This window comes from Streptomyces violascens (assembly GCF_014649955.1).
Lineage (GTDB): Bacteria > Actinomycetota > Actinomycetes > Streptomycetales > Streptomycetaceae > Streptomyces > Streptomyces violascens.
Genome location: NZ_BMUA01000053.1, coordinates 1 through 21,790, shown reverse-complemented (window position 1 = coordinate 21,790; position 21,790 = coordinate 1). Strand labels below are relative to the sequence as shown.

At 67.5% G+C, this 21,790-nt stretch carries 19 protein-coding genes and 2 pseudogenes; 11 read left to right on the top strand and 10 right to left on the bottom strand.

What is annotated here, in order from left to right:
- On the top strand, window positions 1-193 hold a 193-nt coding region (locus IE206_RS41150; RefSeq protein ID WP_189971743.1), incomplete at its 5' end, for a mycothiol transferase.
- Window positions 194-624: 431 nt separating this feature from the next.
- Entirely contained in the window at window positions 625-816 is a 192-nt protein-coding gene (locus IE206_RS41145; protein WP_189971741.1) for a hypothetical protein, read from the top strand.
- 1,042 nt (window positions 817-1,858) lie between these two features.
- On the opposite strand, the gene IE206_RS41140 is transcribed toward IE206_RS41145, so the two are convergent.
- Window positions 1,859-3,394 carry a flavin-containing monooxygenase gene (locus IE206_RS41140; RefSeq protein WP_229853386.1) on the bottom strand — a complete coding sequence of 512 codons (1,536 nt, stop codon included), beginning with the start codon at window positions 3,392-3,394 and terminating at the stop codon, window positions 1,859-1,861.
- A 191-nt stretch (window positions 3,395-3,585) separates the two neighbouring features.
- On the opposite strand from IE206_RS41140, the gene IE206_RS41135 reads away from it, so the two are divergent.
- On the top strand, window positions 3,586-4,608 hold the full coding sequence (locus IE206_RS41135; RefSeq protein WP_189971739.1) for a Rieske 2Fe-2S domain-containing protein: 1,023 nt from the start codon (window positions 3,586-3,588) through the stop codon (window positions 4,606-4,608).
- 1,740 nt (window positions 4,609-6,348) lie between these two features.
- Here IE206_RS41135 and IE206_RS41130 read toward each other — a convergent pair.
- Both IE206_RS41130 and IE206_RS41125 read right to left on the bottom strand, forming a co-directional pair.
- Window positions 6,349-6,762, bottom strand: a complete 414-nt coding sequence (locus tag IE206_RS41130; protein ID WP_189971737.1) for a hypothetical protein — start codon at window positions 6,760-6,762, stop codon at window positions 6,349-6,351.
- Between the two features lie 170 nt (window positions 6,763-6,932).
- The gene (locus IE206_RS41125; RefSeq protein WP_189971735.1) at window positions 6,933-7,322 is read right to left on the bottom strand and encodes a hypothetical protein; all 390 of its coding nucleotides are present in this window, start codon (window positions 7,320-7,322) and stop codon (window positions 6,933-6,935) included.
- Between the two features lie 828 nt (window positions 7,323-8,150).
- Between IE206_RS41125 and IE206_RS41120 the strand changes: the two genes are divergently transcribed.
- Window positions 8,151-8,693, top strand: coding sequence for a hypothetical protein (locus IE206_RS41120; protein WP_189971733.1), 543 nt, complete (start codon window positions 8,151-8,153; stop codon window positions 8,691-8,693).
- Between the two features lie 896 nt (window positions 8,694-9,589).
- On the opposite strand, the gene IE206_RS41115 is transcribed toward IE206_RS41120, so the two are convergent.
- The gene (locus tag IE206_RS41115) at window positions 9,590-9,943 is read right to left on the bottom strand and encodes a VOC family protein (RefSeq protein WP_229853385.1); all 354 of its coding nucleotides are present in this window, start codon (window positions 9,941-9,943) and stop codon (window positions 9,590-9,592) included.
- Between the two features lie 268 nt (window positions 9,944-10,211).
- Between IE206_RS41115 and IE206_RS41110 the strand changes: the two genes are divergently transcribed.
- Window positions 10,212-10,352 carry a hypothetical protein gene (locus IE206_RS41110; protein WP_189971729.1) on the top strand — a complete coding sequence of 47 codons (141 nt, stop codon included), beginning with the start codon at window positions 10,212-10,214 and terminating at the stop codon, window positions 10,350-10,352.
- A gap of 322 nt (window positions 10,353-10,674) precedes the next feature.
- Entirely contained in the window at window positions 10,675-11,733 is a 1,059-nt protein-coding gene (locus IE206_RS41105) for a phospholipase D-like domain-containing protein (protein ID WP_189971728.1), read from the top strand.
- 577 nt (window positions 11,734-12,310) lie between these two features.
- Here IE206_RS41105 and IE206_RS41100 read toward each other — a convergent pair.
- From IE206_RS41100 to IE206_RS41085, 4 genes are all read right to left on the bottom strand, one after another.
- A complete protein-coding gene (locus IE206_RS41100; protein ID WP_189971725.1) occupies window positions 12,311-12,853 on the bottom strand; it encodes a hypothetical protein in 543 nt (180 codons plus the stop codon).
- A 433-nt stretch (window positions 12,854-13,286) separates the two neighbouring features.
- Window positions 13,287-13,628: a Tgt2/MlaC family protein gene (locus tag IE206_RS41095; RefSeq protein ID WP_229853384.1), complete on the bottom strand. Its 342-nt coding sequence runs from the start codon at window positions 13,626-13,628 to the stop codon at window positions 13,287-13,289.
- A 764-nt stretch (window positions 13,629-14,392) separates the two neighbouring features.
- Window positions 14,393-15,853, bottom strand: a complete 1,461-nt coding sequence (locus tag IE206_RS41090) for a serine/threonine-protein kinase (protein ID WP_189971721.1) — start codon at window positions 15,851-15,853, stop codon at window positions 14,393-14,395.
- Between the two features lie 735 nt (window positions 15,854-16,588).
- Window positions 16,589-16,966, bottom strand: coding sequence for a nuclear transport factor 2 family protein (locus IE206_RS41085; RefSeq protein WP_189971719.1), 378 nt, complete (start codon window positions 16,964-16,966; stop codon window positions 16,589-16,591).
- 164 nt (window positions 16,967-17,130) lie between these two features.
- Here IE206_RS41085 and IE206_RS41080 point away from each other — a divergent pair, with 164 nt between their 5' ends.
- The 5 genes and pseudogenes from IE206_RS41080 to IE206_RS41065 all read left to right on the top strand — a co-directional run bounded on the left by IE206_RS41080 (window position 17,131) and on the right by IE206_RS41065 (window position 20,470).
- Window positions 17,131-17,595: a hypothetical protein gene (locus tag IE206_RS41080; protein WP_189971717.1), complete on the top strand. Its 465-nt coding sequence runs from the start codon at window positions 17,131-17,133 to the stop codon at window positions 17,593-17,595.
- Window positions 17,596-17,599: 4 nt separating this feature from the next.
- Window positions 17,600-18,010, top strand: a complete 411-nt coding sequence (locus IE206_RS41075) for a hypothetical protein (RefSeq protein WP_189971715.1) — start codon at window positions 17,600-17,602, stop codon at window positions 18,008-18,010.
- Window positions 17,917-18,315, top strand: a pseudogene (locus IE206_RS43885) (zinc finger domain-containing protein); the annotation flags it as partial. The gene IE206_RS41075 and the pseudogene IE206_RS43885, both read left to right, overlap by 94 nt.
- On the top strand, window positions 18,258-19,382 hold the full coding sequence (locus IE206_RS41070; protein WP_229853383.1) for a recombinase family protein: 1,125 nt from the start codon (window positions 18,258-18,260) through the stop codon (window positions 19,380-19,382). The pseudogene IE206_RS43885 and the gene IE206_RS41070, both read left to right, overlap by 58 nt.
- 425 nt (window positions 19,383-19,807) lie before the next feature.
- Complete coding sequence (locus IE206_RS41065) at window positions 19,808-20,470, top strand: double zinc ribbon domain-containing protein (protein ID WP_189971713.1); 663 nt, start codon at window positions 19,808-19,810, stop codon at window positions 20,468-20,470.
- Window positions 20,471-20,504: 34 nt separating this feature from the next.
- Here the strand turns inward: IE206_RS41065 and IE206_RS41060 are convergent.
- A pseudogene (locus IE206_RS41060) lies at window positions 20,505-21,300 on the bottom strand (transposase family protein); the annotation flags it as partial.
- Between the two features lie 297 nt (window positions 21,301-21,597).
- Window positions 21,598-21,790 (bottom strand): mycothiol transferase (locus IE206_RS41055; protein WP_189971710.1); only part of this gene is annotated, 193 nt, incomplete at its 5' end.

Genomic DNA, 21,790 nt, shown 5'->3' with positions numbered 1-21,790 from the left:
CACCACCTGGCACGCGGAAATCGCCCGCGCCCGCGAGCACTGCGCCGACCGTGCCCTGACCGACACCGGCCGCTTCATGGAGCAGGACGTCAGCCTCCGCTGGATCTACGTCCACATGATCGAGGAGTACGCCCGCCACAACGGCCACGCCGACCTGCTCCGGGAACGCATCGACGGCACCACCGGCGTATAGCACTGAGCAGAGAGCGTTGACCCTGTCACGACGGCGTGTACGCACTGTCCATTGGCGACGGAGCTGTCAACTCGTGCCGCAACCAGAGAGCCTTTGCCCCGTGGTGATGTGACGCGCCGTTCAGATGCCGATCCCGGGCGGCGCGGTGCCGCCAGGCTGTGCGGGTGGCAGAGCGAGTACGCGTGCGTGAGATCGATGACGACGAGGGCCGGTGCCTGCTGCGGAGCCGATTTCCTCAGCGGCTGGGGCACGGTGGGCGGGACGTAGCTCTACCACTGACTCTGCCCATCACGACCACCACAGCCCGACCGCGGACAGCCGCTCCACGCTTCTCCAGCTGGGCGACGCGGTCCTCGTCCGTGTCTCCGTGGGCGTAGAAATGGCGGGCACCGCGCCGTGCCTGCCGGTGCCGCCGCGTCGTTGAGACCGGCGTGACAGACACGCTCGACACCCGTGCCCGCAGGCGCCGGCCGCCCAATCGTCCTGCCGCCCCGCAAGCCTGCGCGGGCACGGTCGGCCGGTTCGCCGCTTTGCTCGGCCTGGTCCTGGTGCTCGTCCTGGCCATGGTGCTGGCGCCCCTGGTCTTCGGCGCCGCCCTCGTCCTCACCATGAACCTGGCTTGATGTTCCAAGGCTCTGGCCCCGGGGCCTCGCCGGAGCCGAATTTACGGAGCGGGCCGTGCGTCTGGCCGCTGGTTGGGCTGGTCGGGAGTCGGGAGGCTGCGGCAGCTGCGTCCGCCCCCGCAGACTCCGCGCCGTCATTGCGAACGGCGACTTCGACGCCGGGCCTTCCACACCGACCACGCACATCGATGCCTCTCCCCCGCCCCCCCGATCAGCAGAGCTAGGCCCTCACCGTTTGATCCCGACCTTCGCTTCAGAGAATCTGCACCCCGCGGCGCACGGCCATCGCCGACTGTTCATGGGATCGGACCGCCCTCGGTCGAAGTGTCCGCGCTGCGGGCAGGTTCATGCCGCCCTCGGGTTCGGTCCCGTGATGCATCGTGTATGCCTGGCTGTCCTCGTGGTCATGGCTATGATGGCAGGGCTGTCGAGTGTGGCCACCCCGACGGCGTACGCGCAGCCCAGGGTGGTTACCGCGCACCGGGCCGCCAACTTCAATACGCATGCGACCGACCTGTGGCGGAGCAGTATCTATGACCTGACGCAGCAGGTGGAGGTGCTCGCCTCGCAGGAGGTCCGCGACACTCTTCCGCCCGACGCCGAACCGGCGGACGGGGTGTCCGTCAACCGGCTGACGACGCTGGGCAATTACACCGTAGAACGCTTCCGCTGGACCGCGTGCCCGTCTTCGACCACCTGTACCACCTACCGGCTCAGGATTCACCGCCAGAACCGATCCCCGGCCTTCGTCGTCCGTCAGGCCAGAGATCTCGTCACCACCGTCAATGTGATCCCGCCGCGGGGCGGCCAACTGGTACCACCCGACGCCAAGCCGACCCTAGGCATCCAGCTAGCCGACGGCACCTGGTTCTACGACATTCACGCACGGAACAGAACGGGCCCCTCGGATGTGGCCGCAACCAGCGTTCCGAGACCCCGTGGCACCGGAACGGCTTCCTCGCCAGGGGTGACGGCCCCTTCAACGTCCGGCGCCGCCGGTTTGACCCGACCACCTCGCCGTCGGTGGCAGCGTGACCGGGACCTACTGCGGTCGACCCAGCTGGTGGGCGGGCTGATCATTCCGTTCGGCGTCGGCCTGGGCAGGCAGTGGCAGCGTCCAGGTGTAGACGTCCGGGTCGAAGGAGTCCAGGCGCTGGACGAGCCTGGCGGTCGACCAGGGCCAGCAGAAGGTGTTGATGCCCGGGAGACCGAAGTAGTAGCCGGTACCACCGGCGTTGTAGACGGTGCCGGGTAACGCCTCGTGCAGGGCCTGCTGGTGGGCTGTTTCGGCCTCGGGCTTGACATCCAACGCGAACGCCCCGCTGGAGCGCAGGTGGTTGAGGGCGGTGGTGACGTAGCGGAGTTGGGCTTCGAGGACGGTGGGGACGGCGGTGGTGCCGGTGAGCAGATTCGGGCCGATGAGCAGGAAGAGGTTGGGGTATCCGCTGACGCTGGTGCCCAGGTAGGCCCGGCGATTGTCGGCCCAGGTCTGGGCCAATGTGCCTTCGGTGCCGTGTAGTTGGGGGGCCAGGGGGATGTCGCCGATGTGGTATCCGGTCGCGAGGACGATGATGTCGGCGTGCGTGCGGGTGCCGTCGGCGCCGATGACGTCGGAGCCCTCGACGGCAGTCACGCGGGTGGGATGCAGCCGTACGTTGGGCTGGGTGAGGGCGGCGTAGTAGGTGCCGGAGGTGATCAGGCGACGGCTGCCGAAGCGGTAGGCGGGAGTAAGAGCTCGGCGCAGGGTGCGGTCCCGTACCGAAGTACGCAAATGCAAGCGGGCCAGGGCCTCCAAAGGCGGTAGCAGGTGGGGGTGGCGCAGGGGAACGCCGATGGCTTCCTGGGTCCAGTGGTGCAGGCTGCGCAGTGCGCGGCGTGCTGCCGGGTGGTGCTCGAAGAAGCGGTGGAGACCAGGAGGGAGGGGGTAGTCGGGTTTCGGAAGTACCCACTGCGGTGTGCTCTGGAAGACGTCGACGTGGGCCGCCTTCGGCTGGATCTCGGGCAGGAACTGGACGGTGGAGGATCCGGTGCCCACCACTGCCACCCGCTGTCCGGTCAGGTCGGCTTCGTGGTTCCAGCGCGCGGAGTGAAAGGCAGGGCCGCGGAAGGTGTCCAGGCCGGGGATGTCAGGATGGCGGGGCCGATGCCAGGGGCCGGTGGCGACGATCACGGCGCGGGCGGTGTACGTGCCCGACGTGGTCTGCAAGTTCCAGCAGTGCGCGTCCGGCGCCCAGCGGACGCTCAGCACCTCGGTGTCGTAGCGGATCGCCTTGGCCACACCGTGCGTTGCCGCGGTGGTGTCGAGGTAGTCGAGAATCTCGGACCGGTCGGCGAATCCCCGGCTCCACGCGTGGGGAGCGAATGAGTATTCGTACAGCACCGACGGTACGTCGCAGCCGCATCCGGGATAGCTGTTGTCCCGCCAAGTCCCGCCGAGGCGGCCGGACTTCTCCAACACCACGACGTCACCGAAGCCGGCCCGGCGCAGCGCGATCACGGCGGCCACACCCGAGAGGCCGGCCCCAATGACGACGACTTCCGCTTCATTTCCTGTGCTGTCGATGCTGTCGTCGGCCACCGGTGCCCCCTGCCTGCCTCGTGAGCAACCCGGCACTGATACCGAGCAGCCCCCAAACCACTTACTCAGATCAGCCGATCGTATGGTTCACCGTGACCGTCCATGGCGATACAAGCGGTTAGACCCTCATAAGAGTGATTTTGCTCAGTAAGGTAAATGTCGGCGAGATTTCCTGTGTTTGGCTGCCGGTCATGACGATGAGGGACGAACTGCCCAGGTCTCGCAGCCCGCACACCGCCGTCGACGAGCCCGGGCAGCATCTGCCCTACCCCAGTGGCTGGTTCTGCCTGGCACGTTCACGAGAACTGGCCCCCGGCAAAGTCCTGACCCGCCGCTTCATGGACGAAGACATCGTCCTCTACCGCACCCGTGACGGTAGATCCCGCGCGGTGGGTCCCTACTGCCCGCACCTGGGCGCTCATCTCGGGGCGGGCGGCACCGTGGAAGGCCAAAACCTGGTATGTCCCTTCCATCGCTTCGCCTTCGCCCCCGATGGCACCTGCGTCGGCACGCCCGACGGCCCGCCGCCGCGCGCCCGCCTGCAGCAACACACCATCAGCGAGCGCAACGGCTTCCTCTTCGTCTGGTACGCACCGGACGGTGCCGCACCCTCCTGGGACGTCCCCGACACCGCCCAGGACGGAGTGGTTCCGACGGCCGCCTGGAGCACGGAAGTCCACACCTACGCCCAGGAGATTATCGAGAACACCCTCGACTACCGGCATCTGCCCGTCCTGCACAAGGTGGCCGTGGAGGAACTCGCCGCACCGGTGACCGAGGGCCCCCTCCTGCGCATGCGTCTGCGTCTCGGACCGGAGCGGCCTCCCGCTCTCAAGCGGAAGATCCGGGCGGACCATGCGTTCCTCATGGCGGGGCTGGGATATCTCCGGGTCGAGCTTCCGCTGCCCTCGCTCGGACTCGTCAGCTACCTGTGGGCCATGCACACGCCGACCGGGCCTCGACGTACCCGCATGCTGGTCGCGGCTGCTTGTGCGGATATCGGCAAGCAGGACGCCACCGAAACGTCGCTCCCACTGCGTGGCCTGCACCGGGCCTTCGCCCGCGCGGTGCTACGCACCGCAGTCAGCAAGATCCATCAGGACCTGGGGATCTGGAACACCAAACGCTACGAGCCACGGCCTCGCCTCGCGGCGAGCGACGAGGCCATCGGCTTGTTCCGCCACTGGGCCCGACAGTTCTACCCGGCTTCGTGACGGAGACAGCATCTCCACCGGCCCAGGCGACGATGACCCCGCACCCCTGAAGCGGCAGCGTTCCGCGAAAGTGCGCAGTCATCAGGGAGCGCGGTCACAACCAACCCAAGCACTCACCGCCAACAGGCGGCAATCTCACATCCCGGGCATGCCGCGACGAGGCCGACGGCACCCATACCCCAGCCTCAACGCGAGGCGCTGTACAGCGACCTGACGGCCAAACAGTTCTGCCCCGCCTGGGGAAGGAGACCCGGCCGGGGTCACGTCAGCGCGCGTAGGAAGCATCAGCGTTGGGCCGGGTCCGATGCCTGCGGGCAACGGCGCATAAACACCCAGTTGTCGAAGTGCGGGTGAACGACCACCTTGGCGGCGCCGCCCCGGGTCCCGCCGGACTCACGGGTCAGGGTGTTGTAGCGGATGCTCAAGCGACCGGGAGCCACGCCATCCACGCACTGGGCAGCGGTCAGCGGTCAGCAGTGTGCGTCCGTTGTCGATCGCGGCACCACACACCTGCTTGCCATCCTGCTCGACCGCAGCGACCCAGGGGGTACACGCCCGGGGCCACACCGTTCCCGCCGATCACGGCCGAGGCCGACACGCCGGGCATCATCAGGACCAGGGCTGCCCCAGCCACGGCCACGGACTAGCCAGGCACCACGCTTCCCGCTTCGCGAAACCAGCAGACGAACGCTGCAACCTCATCATGCAGAGGTCAACGAACACGGCCACGACGGATACGGGGCGGCGGCCGATCCGCAGACACACCCACGCTCACGCTCCTCCCCGACAGGCTCCCGACCGGGCCCAGAGACGCCCCTCAGCGCATCGCGACAACGCCCTGACCTGCGCGCACAACCTTCGGCGTGACGAAGCGCGATCCGTCACGCGATCCGTCAGGCTTCGAAGAGAATCACCCAAGGTTCTGCCGATGCCCGCACAGCCGCTGTCCGAACCCGGACGCAACCCTCCCACCCCGCGCACGGCCGACGCCTGCCCGGGAAGGACGATGCAGGCGTTCGGCCCCCGCTCGGCCGGGGCCCTCTCCCAAACCCCAGCGACGAACACCCTTGCGCGGCGAAGGTACCCGCGCGCACCTTTTATGCTTCAGGGCAGGAGCTGACTGATGTGCCCTTGAAGACGCCGAGATCGAACCAGTTGCCACCACACCGGTCATGCGGCAGCCGGCCCGGATCGTGTCGCACCATGTTGCCGTGGGACTGAGCCGGCCCTGTAAATCCATCGTCGGCAGCAGAGGCACCTGCGCCAGCGATGAGGACGCTACCCACAGCGAGGGCGGCGATGCTCATCTTGGCTCTCATGACCACAGGAACTCCCTCGGGGAACATAACCGTACTGCCACCTTGCAATGCGACGTGCTCGGTCGCACTCCGGACCGAGCCATCCGAGGTGCAAGCCACCGGCCCCAGCCGCTGATCGGCCAGGCCCTGGGCCAGATCGCCAGCCAGGCCTCAGCCGTTCCTGGCGCCACGACGCCTGCAACCGCGCACGTCCTGGTCGAGCGCCTGGACGCCATCCCGAGGGTCGGGCCGGTCACCTCGCGCATTTGGCCACGTGCGCCGAGGTACTGTCCAGTTCGACCGTGCACGGCCGTCGCCGTTCCCAGACCGGCACGCCCACTCGAAATGGCCCGGAGTCGGAAAGTCCTCCGTCTTCAATTGTCGCTGCGCCCGTCACCACCGATCCGGCCGGATGGCACGGATCGGTGGCTGGTTCGGACGGTCAGTGCGAGAAACAGAAGCGGCTGCCAAAGCCGCCGACATCGAGCACAATGCCGCCCCAGCGCCAGCAGCTGTTCCCCTGGTGCTCCGGTATCCAGCCGGTGCTGGCGAAGGATCCGTACCAGCCGACGTCGTCCCACTGCTGGCTGTAGTTGCTGGTGCCGTCGGGGTCCAGGTAGGCGCCCGTAGTGCGCGCGGTGCCACTCCGGTTCCAGGTCACGACGCAGGCCTGGTTGCCGTCGTTGGACTCGATCAGGTCAACTTCCCAGCCACCACCGTACGCGTGCTGGATCAGCCTGCCGCTACAAGCGTAGTTGGCCTGGGGAGCCGCCTGCGCGGCAGGACTGGCCACCACGGTCAACGCGGCAGCACTCACTGCTGCCAATGCGCCGCCGACTATTCTTCGCTTTCGCATATTCCCTCATTTCATTCTGATGCGCGATCAACTGCCGACTCGCGGCGGCCTCTTCTGCCTGACACCGCGCGATGCGTGCGGGTTCGAGACGGGCCCTTTCCGTCCCCACCCATGGCTCACCCGTCGGCCGGTCCCCTGCCCCGGCCGAGGGGGGAAATGGGGCCAGCGGATCAGTAGCCGAGGGAGATTGGGTCCGTACCGAACGTCCACAGGTTGCCGGAGCTTGCATAGACCTGGATCGCGTCCTGGCCGCTGTCCTCCCCGTAGATGTAGTCGCATGCTCCGGGCGCGAGTTGGGGGGTGCTGTGGTCCGAGGGTGTGATGGAACGGCCAGTCTGAGCGTCCTTGATCCAGAAGTGGAAGCTGTTCGCTGAACTCTGGTGGTTGCACAGGGAGGCGGAGACCCACGGTGTGCTGTCCAGCGTGTTCGTGCCAGTGATGGTCACGCCGTGGAGAGTGTAGGAGTCGGTACCGGTCGCAGCGGAGGCGGTGGTGCTGACACCAATGACCGTGGCAGCGGCGAGGGCGGTCACAGCGAGGCTGGCGTGGATTCTTCGCATGTCGTCTGATTCTCGGCTTTCCTTGGTCCGGTATGCGATGCCGTTGCTGGCGCAATGCGACAGGTTGGTCCCGTGCGCGCTGAGGCAGAGAGCAACACGCCCTTCCGGCCAGAGGTCGTAGCGAAATCACTCAAACTTGGGCGAGTTTCAGCAAAGGCGCACACTCGGGGCGAGACCGGTCTCGAGTGCCGGTGGAAACGGCGGCCTGCGCCGACCCGGTCATACCGGTCAGGGTGACCCCGGGGACGGCCGCGACTGGGCCGGCCGAGAATGCTACGCGCGCGGCCGACACCGCGTCGGTTGCGATGGGGGTGACTTGTCGGGGGGAGGGGTGTGTTGCCTCGACTGAGCGTGGCCGTTCGGCCCGATGACCCATCGGTCAGCCATGGCCCTGAGCCGCTCCGACAGAGGCGACGGCCATCGTCACCGCCGTCACTGCTGCCTTGACCGAACGTCTCATCGCTGTTCCCTTCGCTGCGCGGGATCGGTTGAGTGCCCACAGTGACGCTAGGGCCGCGGAGCCGCCATCCGTCCTAGATTCGTCCTAGTGCCAGGTCAGCCAAGGGGGCACGCTGATCGTGAAGCGCCGGGGAGAACATGAGATTTGGCGTGCTGGGGCCGCCACACGCTCAGATCACCGGGCGCGGGGTCCGGCTCGACGGACCACGGCAGGCGGAAATGCTGGCCGCGCTTGGGGGGCGGCTCTCCTTGAGTAAGTACGGTCGGGGAATGGCGCGGTGGCTTTCGCTCCGTTTCCAGCCCCCGCCGCTTCAAGCCGTGCATGCAGTCCTCCCGCACACGGCTTTCCGACATCGTTCACCGACTGGCATGCGCCGTCGCCCAGCGTACGTTTCCGGTAAGTCGGCAGACCCCGAGCCTGGTGATCCACTCCAGGAGATCCTCGCCTCCCTCGCTGCCGCAGCGACGGTCGCCGACGACTACGGAGATCCCGAGAAGTACGTCCTGCCCCATCTTCCGTACCAGGTCGCAGCCGACGCCATCGGCCGGATCAGCTCCGATATGCCACCGGCTCGACGCGGCGCCGTGTTCCTGATGGGCCTGCCGGCTTTCCAACTGGAAGCGCTGTGGCAGGTCGTCGGCGTCCTGAGGCGCGCACGGAACGCCGACGAGGACGCCACCCAGGTCCCGGACCTTGTACAGGACCACGCCACGCACTGCTTCCTCCCGCCGCGCCGCATCGACGACGTGGTCACCGACATGGAGCGCGTCCTGGCCGTCCGCTCACTGGACATTCCGGCAGTCCACACGGTGGCCACCACGATGCTCCTCAAAGGCGAGCGCGACGACAGTTTCCGTTCCGCGCGAGATGACCTGTTCCCGGCGTGGCGATACGCCGTCATCGATCCGTGAGGACCTTGTCGCGTGGGACCCCGATACCTCCGGGAAGCGAACTCCACCAGAGCGGCAAGCGACTTCCATGCCTCCGGCCACAGCTCGACGAGTTTCGCCGGTGCGCCTGGGGACCATCAGCAGACCCCAGACGTGCCTGTGCCAAAGCTCGGTAGTTGTCACTGACAGCACCGCATAGGCTGCGCAAGCATCCGGGGCGAAGCAGCCTGACTGTCACCAGAGAGGCACGGTACTTGTCACACATGGTCGACGACTGGGTCATACGGGCACCGGCGCGCAGCGTGACTCGCGAGGACCTCATCACCATGCTTCGCGAACAGACTCCGGCATGCGGACCTGCCCGTGATGCCCTGATTGCCGGAGGTGTCTTCGTCGTCTGGGACGGTCTGGTCCCTGCCGACCGGCACGCGGGTGTGTGCGGGATCCGGATGCGCACAGCTGCTCGGCGCGGCCACACAGTCGAGGGCCTTGCCGCCACTGTCGACATCCTCCGGCAGGCTGGGGAAGAGCTTCTACGTACCGGTTCCATTGACTCTGTGGACATGTCGGCCGTGTTCACGATCTTCCTGAACTCCTCAGCGACAGAAGTCCTGGCCTGCGCAGGCGGGCCCCGGCGCGACCCCCTGCAAATGCCAGCAGACGTCCCCGCGTGACAACACGTCAGCCTTGGGGTCAACTCTCGTGCGTCGGCTCAGTCGATGTGCCGAAGCACGATGGTTGTCACCGACGATGGCATCCTGTCGCCCGTCTGAGGAGCACGTAAGCCCCAGCTCCGTCTGAGCAGGCGCGGCGCGTTCGGTCAAGCGCCATGGACGATGCGGTCGAGCAGCGCACGGGCCTCGGCGGTGCGGTGTCAACAAGGGACGTCGAGGCCGGGACAACTGCCCGGTCCTCGCTCAGCTCTTGCGCTCACTCAGGACGCAGAACTCGTTGCCCTCCGGGTCGAGGAGGGTCACCCAGTGCTGCCCGTCCTGCATGGTGTCGACGCGCCGGGCACCGAGGGAGAGCAGCCGGGCGACCTCGGTCTCCTGGTCGTCGGGGCGGAAGTCGGGGTGGAGCCGGTTCTTCGACGTCTTGCCCTCGGGGACAGGCACGAAGAGCAGGCCCGGCATCCGGTCCGGCTCAGGCCGGATCTCGATGATCTCCTCGGTTTCGTCGACCACAACCCAGCCGAGAGCCTCGGCCCACCAGCGCCCGAGAGCGACGGGGTCGGCGGAGTCGACGATGATCTGTTCCCATTCCAGTGCCATGGGCCTGAGCATAGGCAGACCGGCAGCCCACCCCGCAAAGCCGCCACTCCTCCCACCCAGCACCCCCAGCACGTTTGCCTCGCATGGCTGGGTTCACTGGCAAAGAGGGCCCTGCCGACCAGCTTCGCTGTCAAACACCTCGGTTGGATGACAGTGCGACTGACTTCACTGTCAAAGGACAACTGCGAGCGTGGGGCACCTTGTGAAGCCCCAACCCGTGTCAAACAATCTGGTCGACGCAAGCCAGCGGGGCTCATATCCTCTCGCTGTGTCCGCATCCCGAAACTTCGAGTCCTGGCAGCAGGTGGAGTCCCGTCAGGACTTCGCCGCCTTCCTTCGCGGGCTGGCCGCCGACTGCGAGCAAGCATGCAGCGACCCGGATCCGCACTCGCCTGCAGCTGAGCGCTGAACCCACGGAAGCATCAACAACTTCCTGTGGGGATGGGGTCCACCTGCTGGGAAGCAGGATCGACGGCCCCGCCCTGCTGCACGAGCAGGCCCCCGGCCAGCCCGGCTGGCAGGGACTGGCCTACCAACTCGACACCGTCCGTACGACCCCACCGGGGTTCAACTGTGCGCTCGCCGACTCCGGCACCGCACCACACGAGGAGAGAGGGCCAGGCTTCCAGATGCGAGGCGACATGCGGCACTGCACACTGGGAAGCCGATAGAGCTTCGAGGCACCTGCACGTGCCACTTACTAACTAGCGTCGTGTGCTCACGGAGTAGCAATGGGTGATCAACAGCCTACGACCACATACACTCGCGATGGGTTGTCGGTGTTTTTCGAATCCAAGCGTTGTGGGCTGAACGCCGACCTTGGCAAGCACCTGGCTGATTTCATCGCCGGTACCCAGCACAACCTCGACGTGGCAATCTACGACCTGCGTGAGCCCACGGTGTTGGAGGCATTGAAGAGCGCCGCCGACCGCGGCATCGCCTTGCGGTTGCTGTATGACGCCGGCCCGGCCCAGCATGGCGGTCCGACCGCCGACCCCAAGCCTGGTACCACTGGCGAAGCGATCGACCAGGCGGGTCTTGCAGACTACGCCACTGCCTACCCTGAACATGGTGGGAGGTTGATGCACAACAAGTTCCTCATCCGTGACAACGCCACGGTCTGGACAGGGTCGGCGAACTTCACCACTGGCGGCCTGACTTTGCAGGACAACAACTGCCTCACTATCAGCAGCTCCGACCTGTCTGCCGCCTACAGCACCGAGTTCGAAGCTCTCCTAGCCGCCGCACCCGCCGCTCTCCCTGCCACCGCCGCGACCTCAATCACCGTCGGCGGCGTGCAGATCGAACCCCAATTCGCGCCTCAAGCCGGTGAACACATCGAAGAGCGCGTGATCGCTGCCATGAACGGCGCCGGTCGTCTGCGAATGGCCGCATTCCTGGTCTCTGATCCGGGCATCCTGCAAGCCCTGTCCGACCTCAACGAAGCAGGTGCTGACCTGGCGGGCGTCTATGACCCGGGCGGCATGGCTGATGCCCGCCGCAGCAGCCACCTGGACCCCGCTTTGTTCTGGTTCATGGATGATCCCCGCTTCGTAGCCGCACCCAGCCACCCCTACACACCTGGCAGAGAACAAGACTTCATGCACAACAAGGTCCTGGTCATCGACGGCCAAACAGTCGTGACCGGCTCCTACAACTTCTCCGAACACGCCGAAACCAACGCCGAAAACGTCCTCGTCCTCACGGATCCCGACCTCGCTAGCGCCTACGAGGCTTACCTCAACGCTCTTCTGACCACCTACCGCCGTATGCGTCCCGCTCCCGCGTAAGCGTGATTTCTTTCCATGGCCGCCAGTACGCATCCCACTGCGTCTACAGGCTGGTGACGGGGTTGTCCTTCCGCACCCAGTGCAATGGCCAGGGTTTTCCTCTTTCCCTCCACGCCGCACCAGGTGCCTTTCCCCCCAATCGTTGGTAGCAGGGGGAAACGCCCGAATGGCTACCCGCCGAGTCGGCAAGGCGCCGGGCGTGGCGTCGGGTGGGAGCAACGGGCATCGGTAGTCCTCGGAGCTGGGTGGATGGTCAGCACGCGCCTCAGGCGCCGTTGAGGGTCGGGGACTGGAAACGGAGCAAGGGCCACCGCTGCATAAAGCTCCGGCGACTGGCCAGGCACCGCGTGCAGGAACGGCGCGGCAAAAGACATCACTGGATCGTTCGTTGGAGTTTCCACGGGTCCGGGCAGCACGGCACGGTCGAGGTCAGCGATGAAGTCTTCGTACGGCACCTCACCACGGTGCTCCCCCACATGCCACACCCTCAAAAAGGAGCGTTCCCAGGAAGGGGCAAACAAGACAGACCGGCTCAGGCTGCTGCTCTGATGAGGAATTCCTGGTCGGCTGCGGCGGTTCAGGGTTCCACGGTCACGTCGGCGCCGGTTCGGGTGGACTCCTCACGGAGACCCACACAGTGCTGGGTACCGTCCAGCCGGAGGCGGTAGCGGGTGCCGGTGGGGCCGACCGGCTCGATACGGAAGTGCTGGTAGGAGCGGGTGGCGTCGCAACTCTTCCACGGCCAGGGTTCCAGCAGGTCTTGGCCCGGGCCCTCACGCCGCCGGGTCAGACACCCCGGGCCGTGCTGGGGATGCTGCCATTCGATGAAGTACGGCGTGTTCGCCGATGCGGCATCGACGGGCCTTAGGTAGGTGCGGGGCGGGCGTGCCTCCGCGCAAGGGACCTGCGCCGCGACGGCGTTCATGTAGTCGCCCCGGGTGTCCCTTCCCTCGCTGAGGCACAGCTCGGGTGGCCGGGCATCCGCAGCCTGCGCTCTCCATCTGGCCTCCAGCCAGGCGGGTGCGTCCGCGTCGGCCACGCCGCAGGCCCGGACGAAGGCGGCCAGGGTCGCTGGGCTCGGCAGACGTGTCCCGCGCAGCGCCCACCAGTGAGGCGCCATCACGTGTGCGCTGGCCCCAGAGGGCAGCCTGGAGGGCTACGACAGGGATCAGGGGAGGATTGTGGGGGTGGGCAAGCAGGGCCACGTGCTCCGCGATGTCTTCGCATGCCGCAGTGGCTCCTCGAACTGGAGCGGACAGCATTTCGGTGCGACGGGATGGATTGATCCGTCCTTCATCCTTCACCACCACGACGCCGGCCGGGCCGATGACGAGGTAGTCAAGGAAGGACCGGCTGCTTGGTATGTGACGGTCGGCCAGGATCGTCCACCCGTCTTGTTCGAGTGGTCGCAGCGCCCGTGGTACATCGCGCTGAGGGGGGGTGCCGGCCCCGGGCGGTGGTGAAGTCTTCTCGGCGATCGCCGATCTGTCGTTCCGGCCGGGGCGCAGGCGGGAGCCACTCTTCGTTCGCTGTGGTCGCCGAGGGGGCAGCGCCTACGGCGTTGCGCTCTGCCCGGCCGAGGCTTCGGTGAATTTGGTAAGGAACGCGATCAGGCCGTCAATGCCGCTTTGGCCAATCTTCTCGTTGAAGTCTTGCTTGTACGTCTGGATGAGCCACGAACCGGCAATGTTCAGGTCGTAGGCATGCCAGCCTTGCGCCGACTTGCACACACGGTAGTCGATCGCTACCGGCTGGGCGTCGCTCACCACCAGGGAGCGCACCACGACGTCTGTGCAGACGCGGGCAACGGCCTGGTCGGTCGTACGGCTCGCCGGGACCGAGTTCACCAAGGAATTCGCCAACGAGGCGGGCCAGCTCACGGCGGCCACTGCCATCCTGCTCATCGTCGGCCGGCCCGTCCTCGACCTGCTCCTCAACCAGCCCGGCAGCCAAGGGCAAGAATTCGCCCGGCTGACGTGGCGCAGGGGCCGTATCCCCCGCCGCGTGGTCAATCCACAGCGCCAGCCCGATGTGCACACCAACCGAAGCGAGCCACAGTCCGGTCGTCGCCGCCGTCTTTACGCAGCACCTCGCCCTGGGGCCCACTCTAGAGCTATACCGCCCGGGGCCCTGGCTACGCCAAAAGGCGCCGCGACAGCCAGGCTTGCCACCAAGAGGACGACGGGCAACATGGTCAGCGCGTGATCCTTGACGACCGAGGCGACACCAAAGGCGATCCCGGCAGCCCCAAGGACACCGAGGATCACAGGAGTGATCAACGAGCCCGTACGCCGCACAGGACGGGTACGCAGCTGCCGCCGCACCACCAGGCCCACGACCCCCACGGCTAAGACGAGGGCAGCCCCGCCGTTCGGTTCTGCATGTCAGTTCCCCGTTGTGGCACTGCCCTTGTGAGGCAGTATCCGCACTGATCATTACGCTGGGACGCCCACGACGCCGTGGCAGCCGGACGGCGGGCGGGACCTCTGCCCCGATCTCGTGGACGGAGCCACGCGGATAGACGATCTACGTCGAGCGGCTCTCTGTACGAGTATGAACGCAGGGGTTGGCGGCCCTCGCGCCGTGCATGAGCGTCGGTCTTTGACTGGGGAGGGCGATCTCCCGAGGAAACCGCCATGCGTTGCCGGGGAGGGCGATCTCAGGCGGGGCGGCTGCCGGGGACCTTCCACCACAGGAGCCAGGCGCCGGTGGCGAGAATCAGGACGTTGAAGATGAGGGGCAATGGCGCGAGGCTGAACCCGATCGTCATGTGTTCCGGTCGCATTCCGAGCAACTGAGCGACGAGCTGCTTGGTGAGGAAGAGCAGGCCCGTGTCGAGGACCACGACCGCCGCCCAGCAGGCCCCCGGGTGCCAGCTCGGTCGCGGCAAGGCGTGGACGAGGGCGACCGCGACCGTGAAGACGATGTCCAGCGAGAGATATCCGAACCGCACCGTGTCGGCCAGGTCGTTCCACGGTAGCGCGACGCCCGTGATCCACAGGAGCGCGAGGCAGCCGACGAATCGCCAGGTTCGCGCCACGGCAGGGCCCGGAAGCGTTCGGGTGCCGGGCACGACAGGAGCGGTGCTATGTCGGTAGGGGGCTCCCGTCGGCGGCGGGAAACTGCTGAGAGGCGGCCTGCTGGGACGGGCGGGCGCGGTGATCGTGAAGGCGTCGGGCGTGGGAGCGAAGGCCGGCGACGGCGTGGAGTCGACCTGCGTGGGAATCGGAACGGGAACGGCCGCTCCTGTCCGTTCCACCTGCGCGAGCGCGGCCTGCGCTTGCGCCGCTGTGGCACGTTGCGCCGGATCCTTCGTCAGCAGGGCCGCAAGAACCGGCCCCAGGCCCCCTGCACGCAGGGCAGGGCGTGGGTCCTCGGTGACCACGGCAAGTATCAGTGCGGTGAAGGTCTCGGCGCTGAAGGGGGGTTCACCCTCGACGGCGCTGTAGAGCGTGGCCCCCAACGCCCACAAGTCGGTGGCGGCTGAGGGCGTCTTGCCCGCCAACTGCTCGGGCGCCATGTAGGCCGGTGTGCCGATGACCGTGCCCGTGTAGGTGAGCGCCATGGTCGAGTCCGCCATGTGCGCGATACCGAAATCGGTGATGATGACCCGGTCGTCCATCAGCAGGACGTTGTCCGGTTTGAGGTCGCGGTGGACGATGCCGGACGCGTGGGCGCGGTTCAACGCCTGCAGCATCTTCACGCCGATCTCGGCGACTGTCCGGACCGGCAGCCCTCCGCTCTGCGCGATCAACGAGGCCAGGGAGGTGCCGGTCACGTACTCCATGACGATCACGGGCGCGCCCTGGTGTTCGACCACGTCGTGCACCGTGATGATCCCGGGATGGTTGAGCCGTGCCGCGGCGCGCGCCTCCCGGGTCACACGCTGAAGCAGGACATCTCGCTGCTCGGCGGTGATGCCCTGCGGGAACATCACTTCCTTGACGGCGACGTCCCGCCCGAGCGTCTCGTCCCGACCCCGCCAGACGCGGCCCATGCCGCCCTGGCCTATCAGCTCGATCGGCCGGTACCGGCCGCCGATCAATTCCCCGTTCACTTCTGTCACGCTGAACACCTTAGTGCTGCCTGGTAGTTGCAGGTTCCGCACCGGCGTGCGCATCAGGGCGTGCCTCTCGCCCCGGGCGATTACGAGCTCGCTGGGGCGAAGGACGGGCGCGCGACGTGGGCCCTACAGCCGGGAGCGTGTCTCCGTAGCCCGCCGCGTCGTCCGGCGCCGGATCGGGAGCCAGTCGACCCTCACCGGCCCCTGATCGAAGGCCATCTCGCGGGGCGTGGCTGCCGGTCGGTTGGCTGATCGTCCCGACCCTATGAAGGGCCGCACAAATACGGCGCCCCAACCACACGAGGCCCACCTGCTCGCCGATCACCTTCCCAGCCAGGTGGTCCGGAGTGGTGTCGCCGGACCGTCCGTTCAGCTCCGTGCCCGGCTGGATGGTTTCTAGGGTCGTTGGACATCGCGTCCGTTGCGGGGAGGACGAAGGCATTGCTGAACAGTTCGGGCCCGACGAGTCGGAGCAGTTGCCGACGGGCAGTCCGCGAAGGTCACCGCGGCCGCCGTCGTCGAAGCCCTGGGGTGGGAGGACAACGTTCGCTCCGAGTGCGTCGAGAGGGAGCAGGAGCACTCGTGCACCCCGGCGAAGGCCAGGGAGTCGGAGTGACCGGCGCAGCCTGCACTACCCGTACGCCAGCTCCCACGCCGGACGCCTCCCCAACGGGCAATACGGAACACCGAACGCTCCCTCGGAGCGCCCGGAGGCCACCGGTCCCCCGGCAATGGCAGCCCCCGAACACCGACGGGGCAAGTTCGGGAGAAGAACAGCGGCAGAAGGACGGCTCAGGAGGCGGACGGCTCGATCTCCCCCGCGAAGACGATGATCTGGTCGATGAGGCTCCGTCGCAGATGGACGACGTCCGTTCCCGCCAGGCGGGGGCCTCCGTCAGGCGTGGTGAAGACCCACTGGTACCGGGCCCATTCGTCAGGCATGTCCACCGCTGAGCAGCGCACCATCGTGCCGGTCCCCGCCGGGTGGCGCCGGATGTCCAGCACGAACCGCTCGACCGCCTCGATTCCTTCGCTGCGGCCCAACGGCCCCCAGAAGACCACGTCTGAGGTCAGGGCCTGAGAGAGCAGGGCAGTCACATGGCCGTCCTCCGAGGCGTTGAACGCGGAGATGAACGTGTCGATCGCGGAGCGTGCGGTCTCTTCCTGCATGCCCCAGTAATACCAGCCGTTCAGCGTGCCCTCGAGCCACGAGTCGCCTTCCGATCACGGTGAACCTTCCCGGTCACAAAACTAGACACCGCATCACGCGGTTTAGAGCGTCAAGAATTGTTGACTCCCTCGCAACGGTCGTGAAACGCCGCCATCGTGATGGCATGTCAACAAACCAGACCCCGGGGAAGGCCGACACCGGCCACCTCACCGCAGACGGCGAGGGCTTGCAGCGCGAGGGCCTCACCCCGGCCGAGATCCTCGACCGACTCGCCCGCGCCGGCCGGGTTCACGCCGACACCGAGCAGAAGCCCGCTCCGCCGGTGCGGATCCTCACCGAGGCCGAGTACGACGCGGCGTCCCAGCCGCTCACCGCCGCCATGACCGGCCACGGCAACCGGCTCGGGTCGCTCGTCGCCCAGGAGATCCTCACCGAAACGCTCGCCGCAATGGGCGTGTTCACCCACACCCCCACCCTGGGCACCTGCACCGCGCTCTACCTCCCCACCAACCCCGACCTGTTCGATGCCACCACGATCGGCCAGTGGCAGCACTGCGGCGACGACCCCGACAGCGGCGACGTGGCCTGGAGCGACGGCGCCCTCCCCGCCACCGGCCCGGGGGCCTGACCCGGTGGACACTCCGGACAACAGCGTGCTGGCTTCCGCGCGCGCCGTCATCGAGCAGGCCGCCGCCCGTCGCCGACGCACCGACCGGCTCGTCACAGCCGGGGCCGCAGCCAGCGCTTTGATTTTTTGGGCGGGTTGCTTCACCGGATGGTGGTGGTCCGGCGGCCGGGCGGGCACGCCCGTATTCGGACTGTTCTTCCGCACCGCACTCGCCGATCCCGGCCCGCACGAGAACGCCCTCGCCGTCGTGCTGCGGCTGTCCCTGGGCTGGCTGGTCGCCGCCATGCTCCTGGCCGCGAGCGGCTGGCTCCTGCTCGCCGCATGGTGGCTGGTCACGGACCTGATCCGGCGCGACGACCCAGCCCAGCGATACACCCGCCAGCACCGCACCACGGATCACCACCCGAAGGACTGACCGATGCCCTGGCTCCACCCCACCGATCCCCACACCGCGCCCCACCCCCCAACACCGTCTACGGCCGCCCTCCCTACGGCGCCATCCCCGGTGAGGTGGGCCGGATAAGCGCACAGTGGCTCGCCACCCAGCAACGCGACTGGCACCGGCTGAAACGACCGGACGCCTCAAACATCCCCATGAAACAGTCAGAGCTCGTCAGTGACGACTTCAAGCGCATGGAATCGCACGACTGCCCCATGTCCACATGTGGCGCCCCGGCCGGCTCGCCGTGCCGGACCGGCAAGGGCAAGGTGGCGATCCAGTACCACACCGCCCGCTTCCGCCTCGTGCCATCGTCGGCCAAAGCCCTGGACGCGCCGACCCCCGTAAGCGGGGCGCGGCGTGGACCGAACCGCTCCAGCCCGCGAAGGCCGGCAGCGAACCGATCGGGCACGTACGCCTGGGGTACGCGCGCGCCTCGATCGCACGGCAGCCCCGGGACGCACCGCTCGACTCCCTCGCCGAGGCCGGAGTGGACCGGGTCTTCTCGGAGAAGATCTCTACCCGCACCACCAGGCGCCCCGAGTTGGAGGCCGCCGTGAAACTCGCCGAGGAGATCCGCTCCTCCGGCGTCGCCGTCCCCCTCGTCGTCCACGAACACAAGCAGCTCGGCCGCGCCATCGAACTCGCCATGCTCGCCGAGCAGTTGAAGGCCGACGATGTCGGCCTGGGGTTGCTCACCGGGGAACTGAAGGGCTGCCACGACCCCTCCGGCATCGTGATCACCGTGCTCGCTGCCATGTCCGGCATAGAACGCGAGTACATCCGCGACCGCACCCTCGAAGGCCACGAGTCCGCCCGCAAACGCGGCAAGACCATCGGCGGCGCGAGCGTCACGGCCGACGACATGCTGTCCACGGCCCTCCACCTGCGCGACCAAGAGATGAGCCCGCGCGACATCGCCAAGCGGCTTGTCACCACCGGCGCCAAAAAGGGCCGACACCCTCACCTGCGACCGTCATGCGGAGGCTGCGCGAGCACGACGACAAGACAGCCGCGATGGAATCCGCCCACTGATCTGCGGCTCAGCCCTAGCACGGAACCGCTGTCCGCGAGGTGCACGTACTCCAGCACGCCGGTCCACCATCGCGATGGTGGAGGCGAACATCGGGCGCCCCCTCGACAGATAGCTGTTGCCCACAACGCCCATCCCAGTATTCCTCTCGCACGGGCCGATGTGCCCAGGTCAGATCATGGAACGGTGCGGCCGGGCGGCGCGCCCCATCCGTCGTGCCCTGCCTGGTTCCCCACCCGCATTGGCCGAGAAGCCACCACACAGCCACTGCTCGATCGAAGCTCGGTGGGAGTCATCCACTGGACGACCGCCTAGCGAGGACGGTTCATGCGTCGGCCCATTCCTCGCGAAGCCCGCTTGTCCTGTGAGGGCAATCCGCAGTTCCTCGGCACGCGCGTCGGCTGAGCGGTCGCCTGGCGCGGGTCGGTCTGCTCCGCCCATCCGAGCGGCCGGTGGAGCGCCTCGCGCAGGGGGCCCACCCACTCGCGCGTCAACTCCCGGCGCTCACGGGTCAGCACCAGGTACGCCGTAGTCGAGGGCAGTTTCCAGTGGACTGACCCGGCATGCGGGGGCCGCCTGCGGAACGGGTGCTTCCTGTGATCGAACTCGCCCTGCTCTGCCACCATTTGGACATCCACTGTCGGATCCCCGAGAACAGGCGATTCCGGTGAAACCGGGGCCGCCCGCCCTCGCGTCTCACAGCAGGTCAGTCAGGTCACGACCACTTGGGGGCGAGCGCCATGAGTTCCGAGATCTACTTCTCCAACAACTACCGCGACCTGTGCGAGCAACACGGCACTGGAGCGGGCTTCCAGTTCGAGTTCCACTGCTCACGTTGTTTCGACACCTGGCGATCGCCGTTCGAGAACTTCACCGCGGGCCGTATGGCGAGCTGGCTGTCCAGGGGGGTGACCGCCGCCTGGAGCGTGATCGGCGGGCGGGCCGGCGGTGGCGTGTCGAGCGCCGCTGACGGGCTCGCGGGCGCCAGCTGGGGCGGTGCCCGTGACGCGGCGTTCCAGCGGGCGGTCGACACGGCGCGCGGACACTTCAACCGCTGCGGGCGGTGCAGCAGTTACGTGTGTGGCCGCTGCTGGAACCCGGAGCACGGACTGTGCCTGCACTGCGCTCCCGACACCGCGGCGGAGGCCGAGGCGGCTCGCAGGCGGGGCGTCAACGACATGGCCTCGCAGCAGGCATACGCCCAGGGACAGGTCCAGGGCGAGGACTATGACCCCAAGGCCGCCCGGCAGCTGGTGTGCCCGCAGTGCCAGGCCGAAACACGAGGCGCACCCTTCTGCGGAGCCTGCGGACACCGCCTCGCCCAGCAGACGCACTGCACCTCCTGCCAGACCGTGGTACCCGACGGTTCCGTCTTCTGCCCGACCTGCGGCACCAGGCGCTGAACGTTGCGCTTGCCGAATACCTCATCCGTGCTGCTCAGGCCGCATGTGGGTACGCGTGAAGGGGGCCGTCGAGTCGCGCTCTTCGTCGTACGCTCAGGTGGGCGATCCGGTCCGGGGCCTCGATCGGAGCGGGCGGCGGTGGAGAGGGCGGGCGTTCGCGAGTCCCTGGTGCGGCCCGTACTCAGTGTAGAACGTCTCGAACTCACGCAGTGCATACAGGAGATAGCGCTGGTCCCAGACCGACGTGCGTTCCAACAGCACTCGCCGTCAGGTCTGCGCCCACCGTTCCATGATCGAGTTCATGCGGGGCGCCCAACGCCGCTCGGCACCACCTCGATGCCTGCGTCCTTGAACACCTCGTCGAACAGGCCGGGGAACCTCCCGTCCCGGTCCCTGATCAGACAACGCGCCCGTCAGCCTGCGACTGGAGATCCACCACAAGATTCTTCGCGGCCTGGACCACCCAGGAGGCGGTCTGATGCGCGGTGGCACCCAGGACCCGGATCCGCCGGTTCACCATGCTCCATCGCGGCGAACACATACAAGCGAGCCCCGGACAGCGTGACGACCTCGAAGAAATCGCAGGCCAGCAGCGCGTCGACCTGGGAGCGCAGGAAGTCCGCCCAGGTGCTCAAGGCCGGTGAGGGTGCCGGGTCGATGCCGGCCTCCTTCAAGACCTCCCAGACCGTGAATGCCGCCACCTCGACCCCGAGCACGAGCAACTCACCGTGCGGGCGCCGATAGGCCCAGCTTGGATTTTCCCTGGCCAGGCGCAGTACCAGCGCCCGGATCGCGTGCACGGTGCGCGGCCGGTCCCCACGCCTCGGCCGGGACTGGACGGGGGCGCAGCATCGAGAACACGCTCGCCACAGCCAGACAGGCCAGTCTCAGCGGCACAACCGATCCTCATGCTGCGACCACCGCCAACCGCGCGAGGACACGGACCCGGCAACCACCGGCCGACACCAAAGCCCGCTTCCACCTGCGTGGGTGAGGTATTCGACAAGGGCAGCGTCACATCACCACGGGGCCAAGGCTCCCTGATACGGCACGAGTTGACAGCTCCGTCGCCAACGGCCAGCGCGCGTATACCCCGCCCTGACAGGGTCAACGCTCTCTGATCGGTGCTATACGCCGGTGGTGCCGTCGATGCGTTCTCGGAGCAGGTCGGCGTGGCCGTTGTGGCGGGCGTACTCCTCGATCATGTGGACGTAGATCCAGCGGAGGCTGACGTCCTGCTCCATGAAGCGGCCGGTGTCGGCCAGGGCACGGTCGGCGCAGTGCTCGCGGGCGCGGGCGATTTCCGCGTGCCAGGTGGTG